General features: G+C 43.8%; 15 protein-coding genes. 6 read left to right on the forward strand and 9 right to left on the reverse strand.

Annotated elements, in window-relative coordinates; genetic code table 11:
* The first annotated feature begins 19 nt into the window (after positions 1–19).
* Positions 20–2,062 (forward strand): GumC family protein, encoded by a 2,043-nt coding sequence (locus ACSFC1_RS01375; RefSeq protein WP_435564342.1) that lies wholly within the window; start codon positions 20–22, stop codon positions 2,060–2,062.
* The gene (locus ACSFC1_RS01380) at positions 2,059–2,787 is read left to right on the forward strand and encodes a radical SAM protein (protein WP_435564343.1); all 729 of its coding nucleotides are present in this window, start codon (positions 2,059–2,061) and stop codon (positions 2,785–2,787) included. The genes ACSFC1_RS01375 and ACSFC1_RS01380 overlap by 4 nt, the downstream gene beginning before the upstream one ends.
* Positions 2,788–2,827: 40 nt before the next feature.
* Here ACSFC1_RS01380 and ACSFC1_RS01385 read toward each other — a convergent pair whose 3' ends face one another.
* Complete coding sequence (locus ACSFC1_RS01385) at positions 2,828–3,877, reverse strand: ROK family protein (RefSeq protein WP_435564344.1); 1,050 nt, start codon at positions 3,875–3,877, stop codon at positions 2,828–2,830.
* Between the two features lie 121 nt (positions 3,878–3,998).
* Between ACSFC1_RS01385 and ACSFC1_RS01390 the strand changes: the two genes are divergently transcribed.
* The 4 genes from ACSFC1_RS01390 to ACSFC1_RS01405 are packed head-to-tail and all read left to right on the forward strand — an operon-like array spanning position 3,999 to position 7,830.
* On the forward strand, positions 3,999–5,240 hold the full coding sequence (locus tag ACSFC1_RS01390) for an ABC transporter substrate-binding protein (protein WP_435564345.1): 1,242 nt from the start codon (positions 3,999–4,001) through the stop codon (positions 5,238–5,240).
* 47 nt (positions 5,241–5,287) lie between these two features.
* Complete coding sequence (locus tag ACSFC1_RS01395; protein WP_435564346.1) at positions 5,288–6,103, forward strand: amidohydrolase family protein; 816 nt, start codon at positions 5,288–5,290, stop codon at positions 6,101–6,103.
* 6 nt (positions 6,104–6,109) lie between these two features.
* Entirely contained in the window at positions 6,110–7,000 is an 891-nt protein-coding gene (locus ACSFC1_RS01400; protein ID WP_435564347.1) for a carbohydrate ABC transporter permease, read from the forward strand.
* Positions 6,997–7,830, forward strand: coding sequence for a carbohydrate ABC transporter permease (locus tag ACSFC1_RS01405; RefSeq protein WP_435564348.1), 834 nt, complete (start codon positions 6,997–6,999; stop codon positions 7,828–7,830). The genes ACSFC1_RS01400 and ACSFC1_RS01405 overlap by 4 nt, the downstream gene beginning before the upstream one ends.
* On the opposite strand, the gene purD is transcribed toward ACSFC1_RS01405, so the two are convergent.
* Genes purD through purS form a run of 8 tightly spaced genes read right to left on the reverse strand, consistent with a single transcriptional unit; the run spans position 7,811 to position 16,744 of the window.
* The gene (purD, locus tag ACSFC1_RS01410) at positions 7,811–9,055 is read right to left on the reverse strand and encodes a phosphoribosylamine--glycine ligase (protein WP_435564349.1); all 1,245 of its coding nucleotides are present in this window, start codon (positions 9,053–9,055) and stop codon (positions 7,811–7,813) included. The two genes, ACSFC1_RS01405 and purD, sit on opposite strands and share 20 nt — an antisense overlap.
* Before the next feature lie 10 nt (positions 9,056–9,065).
* The gene (purH, locus tag ACSFC1_RS01415; protein ID WP_435564350.1) at positions 9,066–10,586 is read right to left on the reverse strand and encodes a bifunctional phosphoribosylaminoimidazolecarboxamide formyltransferase/IMP cyclohydrolase; all 1,521 of its coding nucleotides are present in this window, start codon (positions 10,584–10,586) and stop codon (positions 9,066–9,068) included.
* Between the two features lie 4 nt (positions 10,587–10,590).
* Positions 10,591–11,217: a phosphoribosylglycinamide formyltransferase gene (gene purN / locus ACSFC1_RS01420; RefSeq protein WP_435564351.1), complete on the reverse strand. Its 627-nt coding sequence runs from the start codon at positions 11,215–11,217 to the stop codon at positions 10,591–10,593.
* The gene (gene purM, locus ACSFC1_RS01425) at positions 11,214–12,227 is read right to left on the reverse strand and encodes a phosphoribosylformylglycinamidine cyclo-ligase (RefSeq protein WP_435564352.1); all 1,014 of its coding nucleotides are present in this window, start codon (positions 12,225–12,227) and stop codon (positions 11,214–11,216) included. Before purM ends, purN begins: the two co-directional genes overlap by 4 nt.
* Positions 12,228–12,236: 9 nt before the next feature.
* On the reverse strand, positions 12,237–13,628 hold the full coding sequence (purF, locus tag ACSFC1_RS01430) for an amidophosphoribosyltransferase (protein WP_435564353.1): 1,392 nt from the start codon (positions 13,626–13,628) through the stop codon (positions 12,237–12,239).
* Complete coding sequence (purL, locus tag ACSFC1_RS01435; protein ID WP_435564354.1) at positions 13,619–15,802, reverse strand: phosphoribosylformylglycinamidine synthase subunit PurL; 2,184 nt, start codon at positions 15,800–15,802, stop codon at positions 13,619–13,621. Before purL ends, purF begins: the two co-directional genes overlap by 10 nt.
* Positions 15,792–16,493: a phosphoribosylformylglycinamidine synthase subunit PurQ gene (gene purQ, locus ACSFC1_RS01440; RefSeq protein ID WP_435564355.1), complete on the reverse strand. Its 702-nt coding sequence runs from the start codon at positions 16,491–16,493 to the stop codon at positions 15,792–15,794. The genes purL and purQ overlap by 11 nt, the downstream gene beginning before the upstream one ends.
* Positions 16,490–16,744 (reverse strand): phosphoribosylformylglycinamidine synthase subunit PurS, encoded by a 255-nt coding sequence (gene purS / locus ACSFC1_RS01445; RefSeq protein ID WP_435564356.1) that lies wholly within the window; start codon positions 16,742–16,744, stop codon positions 16,490–16,492. The genes purQ and purS overlap by 4 nt, the downstream gene beginning before the upstream one ends.
* Positions 16,745–16,747: the final 3 nt, after the last annotated feature.

Raw genomic sequence — 16,747 nt, forward strand, 5'->3', positions numbered from 1 at the left:
AGAGATTGGAGGGTTGATTTTGAACGACGATAACACAGAAATAACATTGAAAGATATTATCCTGATCTTCAAAAGACGTTTTGGATTGTTCGTGTCGATCTTTTTGATCACCTGTTTTGTCACTTTGATCTATCTTTTGTTTTTCGCTAAACCTGTCTACACTGCGACAGCACAGCTGCTCGTTTCTGCTGGTGGGCAGTCAATAAGTATTCCCATTTCCAGCCAGGTGACGCAGCTTTTGGGTATTAGCGGGATTGCAGGTACAGGTCTGGACCTCACTACAGAGATTGAGTTGATCAAGAGCCGTGTGAACATAGAAAAATTGGTGCAGCAATTGAATCTTTTAGAGCTTTTCAAATCCAGAGCAAAGAAGGGCAGTGAGGTAGATCTACAAGATGTCGTTGGTGTGATTGCAAAGAAATGGATCAAAGTCGAAAACGTCAAGAACTCGAAGATAGTCGAGCTTTCTGTTGAAAATGAAGATCCACAGCTCGCTGCAAAAGTAGCAAACACTCTGGTCGATCTCTACTTAGATATGAAAAGCAGACTTACAACGAATGAATACACTGCAAGATTGAATTTCATCGAAAGTCAGTTGCCACGTGTTGAGCAGGAGTTGAAAGAAGTTGAGGACAGGCTGAAGAAATTCAAAGAGGAGAACCAGATATATGCACTGAGTGATCAAGCAGCAAATTTAGTTAAGTACATAGCTCAATATGATGCTATGGTGAACGAGTACCTGTTGAACATTCAGCAGACAAAAGCTGGCATAAAGGCGGCAGAGGATATGCTCAAGAAGGTTGATCAAAAGATCATTTCATCGGAGACGATAAGTACTAATCCAGTTGTTCAGCAACTTCGTTCAAAGCTCGTCGATCTACAGGTGCAGCTGTCTGCATTGTTGCAAAGCTATTCAGAGGACGACAGAAGGGTAGTCTCACTTAAAAAGCAGATCGAAGAGACACAGGATCTTCTGCAGAAAGAGATAGCAAAGGTCGTCAGTGCAGAAGTGCAGACGATCAATCCTGCATATTCACAGCTTTATACGAATGTGATACTCAAACAAACTGAACTGCAGGTTCTGGAAGCTTCACTGAGTGCGGTGCAAAAGATACGCGATGAGTACTTTAAGAAAGCATCGATCGTTCCAACTGTTGAACAGAAGCTTTTTGAACTTGAGAGGGAAAGGCAGGCAAAGCAGACTACTTACTTAGCCCTTTTGGCTCAGTATGAGCAAGCGAGAATTGGTGCTGCAGGTACTGTAGAAAACGTGAAGTTGTTGAGCAGTGCAATTGTGCCAAAGAGACCTTCAAGACCTAATAAACGTTTGATACTCGCAGTTGGTGGAGTCCTTGGAATTTTCCTTGGTCTTCTGGGTGTTTTCATTCGTGATGTCACCGACAAGAAATTTAGAACAAGAGATGAAATTGAAAGAACCTTTCCAAAGATGATCCTTGGCAAGATTCGATCTTCAAGGTCGCCTTTGACCGGTACTCTTACCGACGACAAAGCACTCGAGGAACTCAAACAGATCGCAGTAAAGATTTGTAGCGACTCTTCGGGTCATGTGATCGGCGTTACAAGCCTTGAGCCGAAAGAGGGAAAGACCTTCGTTGCGATCAACCTAGCTTACGTCTTGTCGAAGATGTCTCAAAGAGTTTTGTTGGTCGATCTAAACTCTTGCGCACCAAAGCTGAAAGAAATCTTTCTCAAGAATCATGAGCACCCAGGTTTACTGGCTTTTTTGAATGGCAGAAAGTTAGAAGAGTGTGTTTTCAGCGCTTCGGAGAATCTTGATCTGATTCTTCTTGAAAAAGAAGACGACTGGTTGATGAGTAGTTCGAAATTACCACAGATACTCGGGGAACTTTCACAGCGCTACGATAAGGTAATCATCGAGATACCACACTTGACAAGTGCTGATGGTTTGCTCGCGGCGCAGATCGTCAAGAAGATCATCATCGCTGTTAAGTTGAATAACACAAAGAAGGAGTTGGCTGCACACTTGGAAGAGAACGGTTTGCAAAACAAATTGCTTGGACTGGTTCTTCAAGAAAGATGATACATGAGGTAAATTGTAAGAAAATCATCACACGCACCAAGATACCGGTTGCAAAGTATGTGATCAATCCATACATCGGTTGTTCTTTTGGATGTCTTTATTGTTTTGCACAGTTCATAGGTCCTTTCAAGTACACCAGTTCCAAGTGGGACAGAGATCTTTGGGTGAAAGTGAACGCAGCAGATCTCATCGAAAAGGAACTGCCTAAGGCTTCGGGTGATTTCTTTCTTTCCAGTGTGTGCGACCCATACCAGCACGTAGAGAAAAAATACCAGTTGACCAGAAGGATCTTGCAGCTTTTGAGATCTCACTTTCGAGAAGCTCACATCATGACAAAATCAACCCTTGTGAGTAGAGACGTCGATCTTTTGAGAGAGCTTTCTGTAACGCTCACGATTACTACAGATCGAGAGGATGTCAGGAAGATCCTCGAACCTGGCGCACCAGCGGTGGAGGAAAGACTAAATACCTTGAAGAAGCTCAAAGAAGATGGTATCAAAGTTTCAGTCTTTGTCGGTCCAGTTCTGCCAATGAATCCAGAAAATCTGGCAAAGCAACTGTCAAAGTATGTGGACAACGTTTTTCTCGACGCACTGAATTACCACAGATTGGTGAACTCAGTGTACACAAAATGTGGTTGGCAAGAGTGGCTTACAGAGGAGAAGTTTTTCGAAACGGTGGAAGTTTTTGAGAAAATCTTTGGAAAGGACAATGTTAGGTACTGACTGAACAGTACAGGCGCCGATCTTTATTCTCATCTAAGCTTCACGTGTTGAAGATTCTGTTTTCTAACATGTACTCTGCTGCTCCGATCAAGATTGCATCGGGGTTGCTGAGAGATTTTCTGATGAAGATCTCAAATCCATAAAACCTTTCTCTGACAATTCGTTCTACCTCGTGGAGTACATTTTCACCAAAGATGGCGTATCTGCCTCCAATTACAAAGTGGTACACATCGATTGTAGAGACGACATTTTGGACAATCGTTGCCAGCAATCTTGTCAGTTGCTCTTCATTGAACTTCCCTTGAACTGAGTGATTCTCCAAGAGTTTGCTGTAGAATTCTCCTGTAGTAGTCAAAGGATTACTGTTATAGATCATCTTACCTATTTCTCCGGCATAGCCACGATTTCCTTTGAAGAGTGATTTTTCCAAAATCATTCCACCGCCTAAGCCATCACCTAAGTGTATGTAAAACATGTTTGCAATCTCTTCTTCCATACTCATGAACTCACCGAGTGCAGAAAGATTCGCATCGTTCTCAATCATCACAGGGAATTTGAATCTTTTTTGCAGATACTCAACGAGGCGAATATTCTCCAAACCCTTTATCAGACTGCTGCTGACTCTTCCAGTCACAGGGTCCAAAACACCAGAAACGGCGATACAGATTCCAAGAACTCGTGAGTTCTCAATCTGCTGAAGACTTTCGTTTATATGTCTAATCATTTGCTCAAGTCCCGTGTATATGTTCTGCTCCAGGGTGAAATCTCTAACCTGCTCCACCTTCAGTAGGCTGTTCACCAAGGCTACTCGCACCGAATAACTCGATAGGTCTACTGCAACCACGCGTGCAGCAGATGGGTTGATCTTCAATAGAATGGGAGGTCTTCCACCAGATGAAGGTCCTTGAGAAGACTGCAAGATTATCTTTGCACTGATGAGCGGCTTGAGTAGCTCAGAGATAGTTGAAGAGTTAACATTCAGCTTCTTGGCAACCTGCGATTTGGAGACAGGTTGATGTTTGAGTACTTCTTTAAGAACAACTCTCAAATTATTTCTTCTTAAGTAGGAACTGTTTCTTATCTTGCTCATCTACCTCACCATTTTAATTTTACCACAAAATTGATATTTCCAAGACTTTTTACAAGACTTGACATAAGTATGAAAAATATGCTATAGTCCATTTTAGTTGACGAGAGGGGGAGGTGTTTCCATGAGAAGGCTAGCTGTGTTGATAGTCCTGACAGCTGTTGTCCTTTCCTTTGCCGCTACGAAGATTCGGTTTTCTTTCTGGGGTTCACCTGCAGAGTTACCACCCTATCAGGAGATTGTGAAGCAGTTCCAGGCTGAAAACCCAGATATTCAGGTGGAGATCATCAACTACCCTTGGTCGACGTACTTTGACAAGATTCAGGCAATGATGGCTGCAGAAGATGCACCTGATGTCATGTTTCTACACACTATACCGAGCTGGGCGGCAAAAGGTGTCTTGGAGGATCTCACACCGTACATTGAGAAAACAAACTTTCCAGCGATGGCTTACAACCAAGAGTTGCTGAGCACTTTCACGTACAAAGGAAGGATCTATGGCTTCCCAAGAGACAACGACACAACTGTGGTATTTTACAACAAAACACTCTTCGATGAAGCTGGTGTCTCTTACCCTGATTATTCTTGGAATTGGCAGAAGTTCCTGGATGCAGCAAGAAAGTTAACTAAGATTGATTCACGCGGCAGGGTAACTCAGTGGGGTGTTGTGCTCGAGAGGAACAAATGGCACCTGTGGATTCACATGAACGGTGGAAGGATCGTTGACAATTACGATGCACCAACGAAGTGTACTCTCAATGAAAGAGCTGCGGTTGAAGCAATTCAATTCATTGCAGATATGATTCTTTCTTACAAAGTGACTCCGTCCATAGCAGAACTTGCGCAACTGGGTTCGGCAGCGGAGTTGTTCACAACAGGCAGGGTGGCAATGGTTTTGAGCAATGCTGCTCAGATAGGTTCATTCCTGACGAACAAGAACTTGAAGTTTGGTGTTGCTCCCTTACCTTACATGCTGACACGTACGAACACCTTGGGTGGGGCAGGTTTTGTGATGTATTCAAAGTCTAAGAACAAAGATGCCGCTTGGAAGTTCATGCAGTTCTTGTGTGGTCCAAAAGGACAAGCAATCTTTGCAAAAAGTGGCGATGCTGTGCCAGCGATGAGAACTCCTGAAACAGTTAAAGCGTTCATTTCTAATCCACCGAGCGAACAGGAAAGACTTGTTTTCTTCACCGAGACTGAGTTTGGTGTGAAGTTTCCACAGATGCCGGGCTGGTGGGAGATCTTTGATTATGTCACCAGAGAGCTTGACTATGTCTGGACAGGTCAAAAGTCCGCTGTTGAGGTCCTTGAGTATGTCACTCAAGAGGTCACGAAGATGATCAAACAGTATGGAACGTGGTAGATCTCTGCGGCGCTTCGGCGCCGCATTACCTAAAAAGAAGGTGTTCGATGAAACTGCGCGTATTTGACACACACATTCATTTTATTTCCCAGGAGAGTCAGTATTCAGATTTTGTCAACAGATTACTTGAATACAGTGAGAAGAACAACGTTGAAAAGATGGTACTCATTGGTGCACCTGATGCCAATGAACTTGTGAAAAAAGCCTTTGATGAATTTCCAGATCGCTTTCTTGGTATTGCTTGGATTGATCTGGACAACGATGATTTGAAGGATGTAGAACTCTACAAGAAGATGGGCTTCGTCGGTCTGAAGGTCATTCTCACCGATAGAAATTATGATGATCCGAGTTATTTTCCTTTCTACGAAGAAGCTCAGAACAACAATATGGTGATCTTGTTTCACACGGGTGTGATCGGAGGACCTGTAGATTACTTACTCGATGAGAAAAGTGGTATGGTAGCTGACGAAGAGGAGATTCTAAGCAAGCTCAAAGGGAAATCTTCTGCGCGTATGAGGTCGATTTACTTGGACACAATTGCGAATTCTTTTCCAAGATTGAGAATAATCGGTGCACACCTCGGTTGGCCCGAATACATGATCTCGTGTGCCGTTGCCAGATGGAGGAAGAATGTTTATTTTGATCTCTCGGGTGGTGAGGTGGTGCGAAGGCACATAATAGAAGGTGGTTATGTCAAGAAGGAGATCTCTGTAAAGAAAATCATCTTTGGCACCGACAGCAGCATCGAGAAGATGCCGCGTGAAATAATTGGATGGTATGATTCACTTAGATCGATGGGTTTATCTGAAGAAGAAATAGACAGGATTTTCTATTCAAATGCTGCGGAGATTTATTTGAGTTGAAGAGCGGTGATTGAATTGACATTGCGAAGCAAAGAAACACTTGCCGCTTGGTCCTTTCTACTGCCTGGGTTTGTTGGTTTTTGTGTTTTTGTCTTCGGTGCGGTGATAGTTTCTCTGATCTTGAGTTTCCTGCAGTGGGATATGCTCACACAACCGCGTTTTGTGGGATTGCAGAACTATGCGACTCTATTCACCAAAGACAAAACCTTTGGGTTGGTTTTGAAAAACACCATAATCTTTGTCCTTGGCACGGTGCCAACCAGAGTGATCTTGGGGCTTGTCTTTGCATTGATATTGGTTAGAAAGATCCCGCTTCGGGTTTTCTTTAGAGCAGCTGTTTTTTTCCCCGTGATCGTTCCAACGGTGGCGGCTGCGATGGTCTTCAGGTGGATCTTCAACGCAGATTTCGGGCTCTTGAACGATTTTCTCTACAACTTAGGTGTTTCAAATCTGCCGCGCTGGCTCTCCGAACCAAGATGGGCATTGATAGCAATAGTCATTCTCAGTGTGTGGAAAGATGTTGGCTTTTCAACTGTGCTTTTCATGGCGGGTCTTGAGGGTATACCTTCTTCGCTGTACGAAGCTGCACAACTCGATGGCGCAAATAGTTGGAAGCGCTTTGTTTATATAACGATGCCATTGCTGTCACCTACAACTTTTTTCGTGATAGTGATCAATGTGATAAGCTCTTTTCAGGTCTTTGACCAAGCCTACGTTCTCACAGGCGGTGGACCGGGTAACGCAACGAATACTATTGTTTACTATATATACAGCAACGCCTTTCAATGGTTTAAAATGGGGTATGCCTCTGCTATCGCTTGGGTTTTGTTTGGCATAATCTTTCTTGCGACACTCGTGCAATTTCGGTATCAAAAAAAGTGGGTGTATTACGAATGAAAAGGCACACGAAAGAGAAGTTGATAAACTGGATACTGTTTTGTGCAATGATTGTCGTAGCTTTTTTCATGTTGGTACCATTCTTTTGGATGTTTTCAACGTCTCTGAAAACTGTTGGAGAGGTTTTTGAATATCCACCAAGGTGGATTCCATCTACACCACAGTGGGAGAATTACAGGAAGGTTTGGACAGTAGTTCCCTTTGGAAGATACATGCTCAACAGCCTCATTGTCTCAACCTTCATTACATTTCTGCATCTGATAGTTGCTTCACTCAGTGCATATGCCTTTGCAAGATTGAACTTTCCTGGCAGAGATAGATTGTTCTTACTGTATATTGCGACTTTAATGATACCAGGACAGGTAACTATGATACCAAACTTCATCTTGGTCAAGATCTTTGGCTGGACGGACACGTACATTGGGTTGATACTACCCAACGTTTTCACAGCTTTTGGGGTTTTCCTGCTGAGGCAGTTTTTTATGACGATCCCGAAGGACTATGAAGATGCCGCAAGAATAGATGGCGCTTCAAGGTTTTACGTTTATTCGAGGATCATTATTCCACTTTCTATACCGGCAGTTTCAACCCTCGCAATCTTCACCTTTGTCTTTCAGTGGAACAATTTGCTCTGGCCTCTTGTGGTGGTGAGCAAAGATTATATGAAAACGATAACTATAGGTTTGGCAAGCTTTCAAGGTATGTATGGAACCAGCTGGAATCTTTTGATGGCTGCTGCAGTGATGGGTGTTGTCCCTTCGGTGATAGCCTTTATCGTTGGACAGAAGTACCTCATAAAAGGCATAACGCTCACAGGTCTGAAAGGTTAGCTACGTCCTTGCGGAAGTACATATTTTCAAAGTGTATCTTTTTTATGGCTTCGTACACCTTGTCTTTGGCTTCAACGTAAGTCTTTGCTTTCGCGCACACATTCAGCACTCTTCCTCCGCTGGTGAGAATTTTTCCATCTACTTTTTTCGTACCTGCGTGGAAAACTACAACATCCTTTAGTTTTTCAAGTCCAGATATTTCGTAACCCGTCTTGTATGATTCAGGATAACCTTCGCTCGCGAGAACAACACAAACGGCTTTTTCATCGCTCCAAGAGATCTTGCATTTTGAAAGTTCACCTTCGACGACAGCTTCAAAGATCTCCATTAAATCGCTCTTCAACAGCAAGAGTATGGATTGAGTTTCTGGATCACCAAACCGGCAGTTGAATTCCAGTACCTTTGGACCATCCTTCGTAACCATCAAACCGGCATACAAAACGCCTTTGTATTCGATCCCTTCTCTGTTCAAAGCGTTGACCGTCTTGAGTAAGATTTCTCTGTTCACAAACTGAGACAGTTCACCGGTGTAATACGGTGATGGGGCTATCGAACCCATCCCCCCTGTGTTTGGCCCTCTGTCGTTCTCATAAGCTTTCTTGTAATCCATGCTGCTCACCATCGGCACAATGGTATAGCCATCGCAGAAGGCAAGGATCGAAACCTCCCAGCCTGTGAGAAATTCTTCAACCACCACTTTGTTGCCAGCGTCCTTGAAGATCTTCTTTCTCATTAAATCATCTATCGCTTTGAAGGCTTCTTCTTTCGTTCTTGCCACGATTGCACCCTTTCCAGCCGCAAGACCATCTGCTTTGATGACGACAGGTTTTTCGATTCTTAAGATGTATCTGTCTGCGGCATTTGGGTCATCGAATACTTCAAATGGTGATGTTGGAATACCATATTTTTGCATTAGTACTTTGGCAAAGACCTTGCTGCCTTCGATAGTCGCCGCCTTTTGGTTAGGACCAAATATCTTCAAATCGTGTTTTTCAAAGTCATCGACGATGCCTTCGACCAGGTAAGCCTCTGGTCCAACGATTGTCATATCTATTTTTTCTTTTATTGCGAGATTCAGCAGTTCGGCTTTGTCATATATCTCAAAATAACTTGCAATTTCACTCATTCCTGCATTGCCAGGTGCACAGTAGATCTCATTTCTCCCTGAGAGTTTCCATGCCAATGCGTGTTCTCTTCCACCTTGACCAATGATCAGGACTTTCATAGCATTCACCTCAATGCTTGAAGTGTCTCGTGCCAGTGAAAATCATCGCTATGTTATATCTGTCGGCAATCTGAATGACCTGTTCATCTCTCAGTGAGCCGCCTGGCTGAATGACGGCTGTAACACCAGCCTTCGCAGCCACTTCGACTGCGTCTGGAAATGGAAAGAAGGCATCTGAGGCAAGAACAGCACCTTTTGCATTCTCGCCAGCCACTCTTACACAGTGCTCGGTGGGCCAAAGTCTGTTGACCTGCCCAGAACCTATGCCGAGCGTGGTCAATTCCTTTGCCAAAACAATTGCATTCGATTTGACATGCTTGACAACCTTCCAAGCGAAGAGTAGATCTTTCATTTCATTTTCAGTCGGCTTTCTCTTCGTAACCACGGTGAGCTGTTCGAAATCCTTATCGTCTTTGGTTTGTACCAGTATGCCACCACTCACCGTCCTGATCTCTATTTGATCTCCTTCGTTGTTCATTTTCACCTTCAACACTCTGAGGTTCTTTTTCTTGGAAAGTACTTTCAACGCCTCCTGAGTGTATTCTGGTGCGAGTAAGACTTCAAGAAAGATCTCTGAAAGTCTTTGGGCAACCTTTTCATCCACAGTTCTGTTAAAAGCAACGATGCCACCGAAGATCGAGATAGGATCTGCTTGATAAGCCTTTTCAAAGGCTTTGAGGATCTCTTTATCACAGGACACTCCACATGGATTAGTGTGTTTCACGGCGACAGCGCACGGCTCATCGAACTCACACACCAGGCTCAATGCAGCATCGGCATCGCAGATGTTGTTGTAAGAGAGCTCCTTTCCTTGAAGTTGTTCTGCGTTAACTATTCCAGAAATCTTACAAAAAGGATTTCTGTACAGTGCAGCCTTTTGATGTGGGTTCTCTCCGTATCGTAGATCGAAGAGTTTCTCAAAACTCTTTGTGAAGGTTTGTGGAAGATCTTCGTCACACACCAACTTCGAGAAGTATTCACAGATCAGTGCATCGTAATGAGCAGTGTGTCTGAAGGCTTTGAGTGCCAGTTTCATTCTTTCATTCAGTGTGATTGACTCTCCTTTGGAGAGCTTTTCTACCAACCAGTGATAGTCGTTCACATCGCAGATCACTATCACGTCTTTGAAGTTTTTTGCGGCAGCCCTCAGAAGGGTAGGTCCACCGATGTCTATGTTCTCCACAATTTCCTCTATATCAATTGTTTTCAAAACAGTTTCTTTAAATGGGTAGAGATTGACAACCACGATGTCAATCGGTGTGATAGAAAGTCTTTTGAGTTCTTCTAAGTGTTCCAAGTTATCTCTTTTGGCGAGGATTGCTCCATGTATCGATGGATGAAGCGTCTTTACCCTGCCATCTAAAATCTCTGGAGAGGAGGTTAACTGCGAAACCTCGATCACCTCTATTGAATTTTCTTTCAGATGTTTTGCGGTACCACCGGTGCTTATGATCTGCACATTCAATTTGTGTAAAGCTTTCGCCAAATCAACTACTCCTTCTTTGTTTGAGACAGATATAAGAGCACGCATTCTCTCACTCCTTCACGATCACTCTTCTACCTCTTATCTGAAGCTTTCCCAATGCGAAGAGTCTTATCGCTTCAGGTAGTATTTCGTGTTCAACTCGGTGTACCTTTTCTGCCAGAGTCTCAGGAGTGTCATCATCAGAAACAAGGACAGCCTTTTGGATAATGATCGGTCCTGCGTCGACATCTTCATTCACGAAGTGAACCGTCGCCCCAGAGATCTTCACTCCATATTCGATTGCGGCTTGATGAACTTTCATTCCATAAAAACCTTTTCCACAAAAGGCTGGTATCAACGATGGGTGTATGTTGATAACTTTGTCTTTGAAGGCACGAATGAATCTTGGTGAAAGTATTTTCATAAAACCTGCCAGAACGACCAGCTGGACACAGTGTTGGTTGAGAATCTCAATCATCTTCTCTTCGTATTCCTCTTGACTTGAAAAATCTCTTGGCTTTACCACATAGGTTGGTATTTGATGGTTTCTTGCCCGTTGTAGAACGAAGGCATCTGATCTGTCGCTCAGAAGAACGACCACTTTTGCAGGCAGTTCACCTTTTTCAGATTCATCAACTATCTTTTGAAAGTTGCTACCATTGCCCGATGCGAGGATCCCCACTCTGAGAAGACTCAAAGGACTACACCCCTATCCCCTTCTTTCACTTCACCGATTATCCAAGCCTTCTCTTCAAAAGATCGCAACTTCTCTAAGATCCCTTCGGCGTGGTTTTGGTCAACGACTAAAACAAAGCCAATGCCCATGTTGAAGGTTCTGTACATTTCTTTTTGATCGATTTTGCCAACTTTCTCTATGATCTTGAAGATAGGTGGAACTTCCCAGGCATCTTTGTCCAATCTGAACTCAAGCCCTTGCGGCAGGACTCTGGGAAGGTTTTCGATGAGTCCACCACCGGTTATGTGTGCCATCGCGTGTAGCTTTTCATTCAAGATTTCCATAACACTCTTAACATATATCTTCGTTGGTGTGAGCAACTCTTCGCCCAAGGTTCTCCGCAGATCTTCAATATAGTCTGCGAGGTTGAGTTTACTCAAAAGTGTCTTTCTCACCAGTGAAAACCCGTTGCTGTGAATACCACTCGAACTTATTCCAACGACCAGATCACCTTTCTTCACCTTCGATCCATCGAGAAGTCTTTCTCTTTCCACTACCCCTACTGCAAAGCCTGCCAGATCGTATTCATCTTCTTTGTACATGTCTGGCATCTGAGCTGTTTCACCACCTATCAGTGCACACCCAGCTTGAATACAACCATCGGCAAGACCTTTGACTATCTGGGTGATCTTTTCAGGCACAAGTTTTCCAACTGCAATGTAGTCTAAGAAAAACAGAGGTCTTGCACCGTGCACCAGTACGTCGTTCACACACATGGCGACGCAGTCTATACCAACGGTATCGTGTTTGTCCAGAGCAAAGGCTATCTTCAACTTAGTCCCAACACCGTCTGCACCTGCTACCAGAACAGGGTTCTTATAATCTCCTTCGATTTGGAAGAAACCGCCAAAGCTTCCTATGTCTCCCAAAACGCCTTTTGTGTAAGTGGAATGCACGTACTTTTTCATCATCTGCACTGCTAAATCTGCAGCATCGATGTCTACACCCGCATCTTTGTATGAAAGACCCATTGGACCACCTCATCTTTTTTCAAAGAGATATTTCTTGCCTTCCATGGGCGTCATCACAGGGTAATCCCCGTTGAAACAAGCCAAACACAATTCTTTCTCTGTCAGACCAGTTGCTTCAATCAGTCCTTCCAAATTCAGATAACCAAGACTATCTGCACCGATGAACTGTCTTATCGACTCTGCATCAAAACGCGAGGCAATCAGTTCACGCTTAGTTGATGTGTCTATACCAAAGTAGCAACTGTGCGTTATGGGTGGAGAGCTTATGCGCACGTGAATCTCTTTAGCCCCACAATCTCTGAGCATCTTCACGATCTGTCCCATTGTTGTCCCACGAACTATGGAATCGTCGACCAAGACAACGCGTTTGCCATCTATGAGTTCCTTCAAAGGGCTCAGTTTCAGTCTCACCCCAAGGTTTCTCATTCTCTCAGAAGGTTCTATGAAGGTTCTTCCTATGTACCGATTTTTAATCAACCCCATACCCAACGGTATCTTCGATTGGTCAGAGAAGCCTATTGCAGCAACGCTCCCTGAGTCGGGTACAGCAACAACTAAATCTGCTTCGGCTGGGTGTTGTTCTGCGAGGATTGCTCCGGCTCTGTAGCGAGCCAGGTAGACGCTTACACCGTCTATGGTGCTGTCTGGTCTTGCAAAGTATACAAACTCGAAGACACACAATGACCTTTTTGATTTTGGTAATTCGTAACTCTTCAAACCAGAGTCGTCGATGAGTAAGATCTCTCCAGGTTTCAGATCTCTTATGAAAGTTGCACCGATTGTATTGAACGCAGCACTCTCAGATGCAACAACATACGAACCGTTGTAAGAGCCAAGGCACAGCGGTCGAAAGCCGTGAGGATCTCTAACGGCTATCAGTTGGTCTTTCGACATAAGTAAAAGAGAATAAGCTCCATGGATTTGCTTCACACAACTGAATATCGAATCGATGAGGTTTGTCTGAGATCTTGCTATCAATGCAGCAATCACTTCGCTGTCGGTAGTCGTGTGGAACATGAGACCATTCTTTTCCAGTCTTTCTCTGATTTCCAAAGCATTCACCAGATTTCCGTTGTGTGCAACTGCAAGTTCCCCAGAATGGTATCTGATGACCAACGGCTGTGCATTTGAAAACACATTGCTCCCTGTTGTTGAATATCTCACATGACCGATGGCTATCTTGCCACAGAGTTTTTCAAGTTCATCTTCGTCAAAGACTTCAGAGACCAATCCCAAGCCTTTGTGATGTCTAATCGAATTGGTATCACTCACAGCTATGCCTGCGCTCTCTTGACCTCTATGTTGCAGGGCAAAAAGCCCATAGTAGACAGTTTTTGCTATTGTCTTATCGAAGGACGATGAGAAAATCCCCAGCAAACCACAGGCTTCCTTCAATGCCATTGTTCGTTCACCAGCTTTTCGAGTGAAGAGTTGTATATTTCTTCTATTTTCTTCACATCAATATCTATGGCTTTCTCGCCGTTCACTCTTATGCAGAATCTGTCTTTTGTCACCTTACCCAAGACGGTTATGGGTACCTCTTCTTGTTGTGAGAGAATTCGTAAATACTCAAGTTTTTCCTTTGAAAGACTAACAACGATTCGTGATTGAGTTTCACCAAAGAGGCAGAAATCCACTCTGCTGTCTGTGTACACATTGCATTCAACTCCCATGCCGCCTAAGATAGCCGATTCAGCTAAGCAGATCGCCAAACCTCCCTCCGAAAGATCGTGCGCTGACTTGACAATTCCTTCTCTGATAGCCTTCAAACACAACTTTTGTAATCTCTTCTCGAAGGTTAGATCGATCGTAGGTGGGTTACCGTCTTCTATGTTGTGAATTACTCTGGTATACTCGCAGACAGACTCTTCCACATCTTGTCTACCAAGTAAGACAACTAAGTCTCCTTCATCTTTGAAAGAAGCATCACAGATCTTTGAAAGATCATCTATAACTCCAACCATTCCTATAACTGGTGTTGGATATATCTTCTTGGTTGGGCTTTCGTTGTAAAGACTGACGTTGCCACTAACTACTGGTATTTCAAAGAATCTTGCCACTTCTGCAATACCTTCAATAGCTTTGACAAGCTGATCTGCGACATTCTCATCATCGGGATTTGCAAAGTTCAAACAGTCTGTTATACCAACTGGTTCTGCTCCGGTGACGACAAGATTTCTTGCTGCTTCTACAACTGCAATCTTCGCACCTTCATAGGGGTCTAAGTAGCAATAAAGGCTGTTGCAATCAGTTGTCAAAGCGACTGCCTTTTTTGTCCCTTTGATCCTCAAGACTGCAGCATCCGAACCAGGTAGTATGATTGTGTCGGTACCAACTCTGTGATCGTATCTTTCGTAAACAGATCTTCTACTGCATATGTTTTCACTTCCAAGTAGTTTCAAGAAGCATTCCTCTAAATCTTGTGCATATGGGAAGACAGTTTCACGGTGTGCAATGTTTTTGCTCGCCTTGAGAATGATCGTTGGTACCTCATCTGTAAGAGCCTTCGCAGGAATCTGTGCAACGATCTTTTCATTCATCTTCACAGTGAAAAGACCATCATTTGTCATTCTACCTATCTCTTGTGCATTAAGATCCCATCTTTCAAAGACTTGTTTGACCTCTTCTTCGTGACCAGGTTTTACCAGCAATAGCATTCTCTCTTGAGACTCTGACAGGACGATCTCATAGGCATTCATATCTTTTTCTCTCTGTGGTACCGACGAAAGCTCTATCTCGATGCCTTTATCATTCTTGGAAGCGATCTCAGAACACGCCGATGTTAGCCCTGCAGCACCAAGGTCTTGAACCGCAAGTACACAGTCGAGCTTGGCAGCTTCAAGACACGCCTCGATGAGCAATTTTTCCATGAAAGGATCGCCAATCTGAACTGAAGGTCTTTTCTTCTCGGACTGTTCTGTGAGATTTTCAGATGCGAAACTCGCACCATGTATGCCATCTCTGCCTGTCATTGCACCGACGAGCATCACCGTTGCGTCATTAACCTGTGCCCTTGCGTATTTTATTTCATCTTGGCGAGCTATCCCGACACACATGACATTCACTAAAGGATTGTCTGTGTAGCAGTCGTAAAAGTAGATCTCACCAGCCACGGTGGGCACTCCAATGCAGTTTCCATAGTGGGCTATGCCCGAAACTACACCAGAGAATAGATATTTTGTTCTCTGCACCTTCAGATTACCGAATCTCAAAGAATCGAGTAATGCTATGGGTCTTGCCCCCATGGCAAGGATGTCTCTCACAATACCCCCTATCCCCGTAGCAGCACCTTGAAATGGCTCGACTGCGGATGGGTGGTTGTGGCTTTCCATCTTGAAAACAATTGCAAGATCATCACCTATATCTACTACTCCGGCATTTTCGCCTGGTCCTTGAATAACGCGTTTTCCCTTCGTTGGAAACTTTTTTAAAAGCGGTTTGGTGTGTTTATAACTACAGTGTTCAGACCACATTACTGAAAAGATTCCAAGTTCAACTTCGTTTGGTTCTCTCTGTAAGATTTCAAGAATTTTCCTGTACTCTCTTTCGTTGAGCCCGAACTGTTCATACAACATTGCATTTACCTCGCTTTAGATACAGAGCAATAGATTCAAAGAGTTTTCTGCCGTCGGCTGATCCGAGAATTGCTTCACCACATCTTTCTGGGTGTGGCATCAATCCGAAAACATTACCGCGCTCGTTGACTACACCAGCTATGTTGAAGATTGATCCATTCGGGTTCGCAGATTCTGTTGTGCTACCATCTTTTTCACAGTAGCGAAAGACGACTTGATCCCTTATGCTTCTCAGATCTTCTATGTAGTAATTACCCTCACCGTGTGCAATACTCATCTTCACAACTTCACCTTTTCGATAGAAACAAGTGAAAGGTGTTTCGTTGTTTTCTACCAGCAGATAAACATCGTGACAATGAAATCTGAGGTCTTTGTTTTTCATCAGAGCACCTGGTAGCAAACCTGCTTCGGTGAGTATCTGAAAGCCGTTGCAGATACCAAGAACTAAAACACCACTTTGAGCTGCTGTTGTAACAGATCGCATAACCGGTGAAAATCTCGCAATTGCCCCAGCTCTGAGATAATCTCCATAGGAAAAACCACCCGGCAAGACTATCAAGTCGAAGTCCTCAGGGTGAAAGTTTTCTTTGTGGAAGACATATTGACAGTCGAAACCTATTACATGCCTGAGTACATGATATGCGTCTCTATCACAGTTTGATCCCGGAAAGACAACTACCGCCGCTTTCATGAGAGTTCCTCCACAGACAGTATGGTATATCTCTCGATAACGGGATTGGCGAGCAGTTTTTCACACATTTTCTGAGCAGACTCTTCGACTTCTTCTTTTGAATCAGCTTTGAGGGTGATTTCGATGATTTTGCCGATCTTCACCTCTTGAACCTTATGAAAACCAAGGTGATGTAAAGCTCCTCTCACCGCATTTCCTTGAGGATCGAGTACTCCTTCTTTGAGTGTCACCTGAACGACTGCTCTGTACACAGT

Origin of the sequence: Pseudothermotoga sp. U03pept (assembly GCF_051235805.1) — a bacterium.
GTDB lineage: Bacteria > Thermotogota > Thermotogae > Thermotogales > DSM-5069 > Pseudothermotoga_B.

Excerpts from the sequence above, each read along its gene's own strand:
- purM (WP_435564352.1), bottom strand. The coding sequence starts at position 12,227 with ATGGGTCTTTCATACAAAGATGCGGGTGTAGACATCGATGCTGCAGAT.
- ACSFC1_RS01405 (WP_435564348.1), top strand. The coding sequence starts at position 6,997 with ATGAAAAGGCACACGAAAGAGAAGTTGATAAACTGGATACTGTTTTGT.
- ACSFC1_RS01380 (WP_435564343.1), top strand. The coding sequence starts at position 2,059 with ATGATACATGAGGTAAATTGTAAGAAAATCATCACACGCACCAAGATA.
- ACSFC1_RS01385 (WP_435564344.1), bottom strand. The coding sequence starts at position 3,877 with ATGAGCAAGATAAGAAACAGTTCCTACTTAAGAAGAAATAATTTGAGA.
- purL (WP_435564354.1), bottom strand. The coding sequence starts at position 15,802 with ATGTTGTATGAACAGTTCGGGCTCAACGAAAGAGAGTACAGGAAAATT.
- purH (WP_435564350.1), bottom strand. The coding sequence starts at position 10,586 with ATGCGTGCTCTTATATCTGTCTCAAACAAAGAAGGAGTAGTTGATTTG.
- purF (WP_435564353.1), bottom strand. The coding sequence starts at position 13,628 with ATGGCATTGAAGGAAGCCTGTGGTTTGCTGGGGATTTTCTCATCGTCC.
- purQ (WP_435564355.1), bottom strand. The coding sequence starts at position 16,493 with ATGAAAGCGGCGGTAGTTGTCTTTCCGGGATCAAACTGTGATAGAGAC.
- purD (WP_435564349.1), bottom strand. The coding sequence starts at position 9,055 with ATGAAAGTCCTGATCATTGGTCAAGGTGGAAGAGAACACGCATTGGCA.
- ACSFC1_RS01395 (WP_435564346.1), top strand. The coding sequence starts at position 5,288 with ATGAAACTGCGCGTATTTGACACACACATTCATTTTATTTCCCAGGAG.
- ACSFC1_RS01390 (WP_435564345.1), top strand. The coding sequence starts at position 3,999 with ATGAGAAGGCTAGCTGTGTTGATAGTCCTGACAGCTGTTGTCCTTTCC.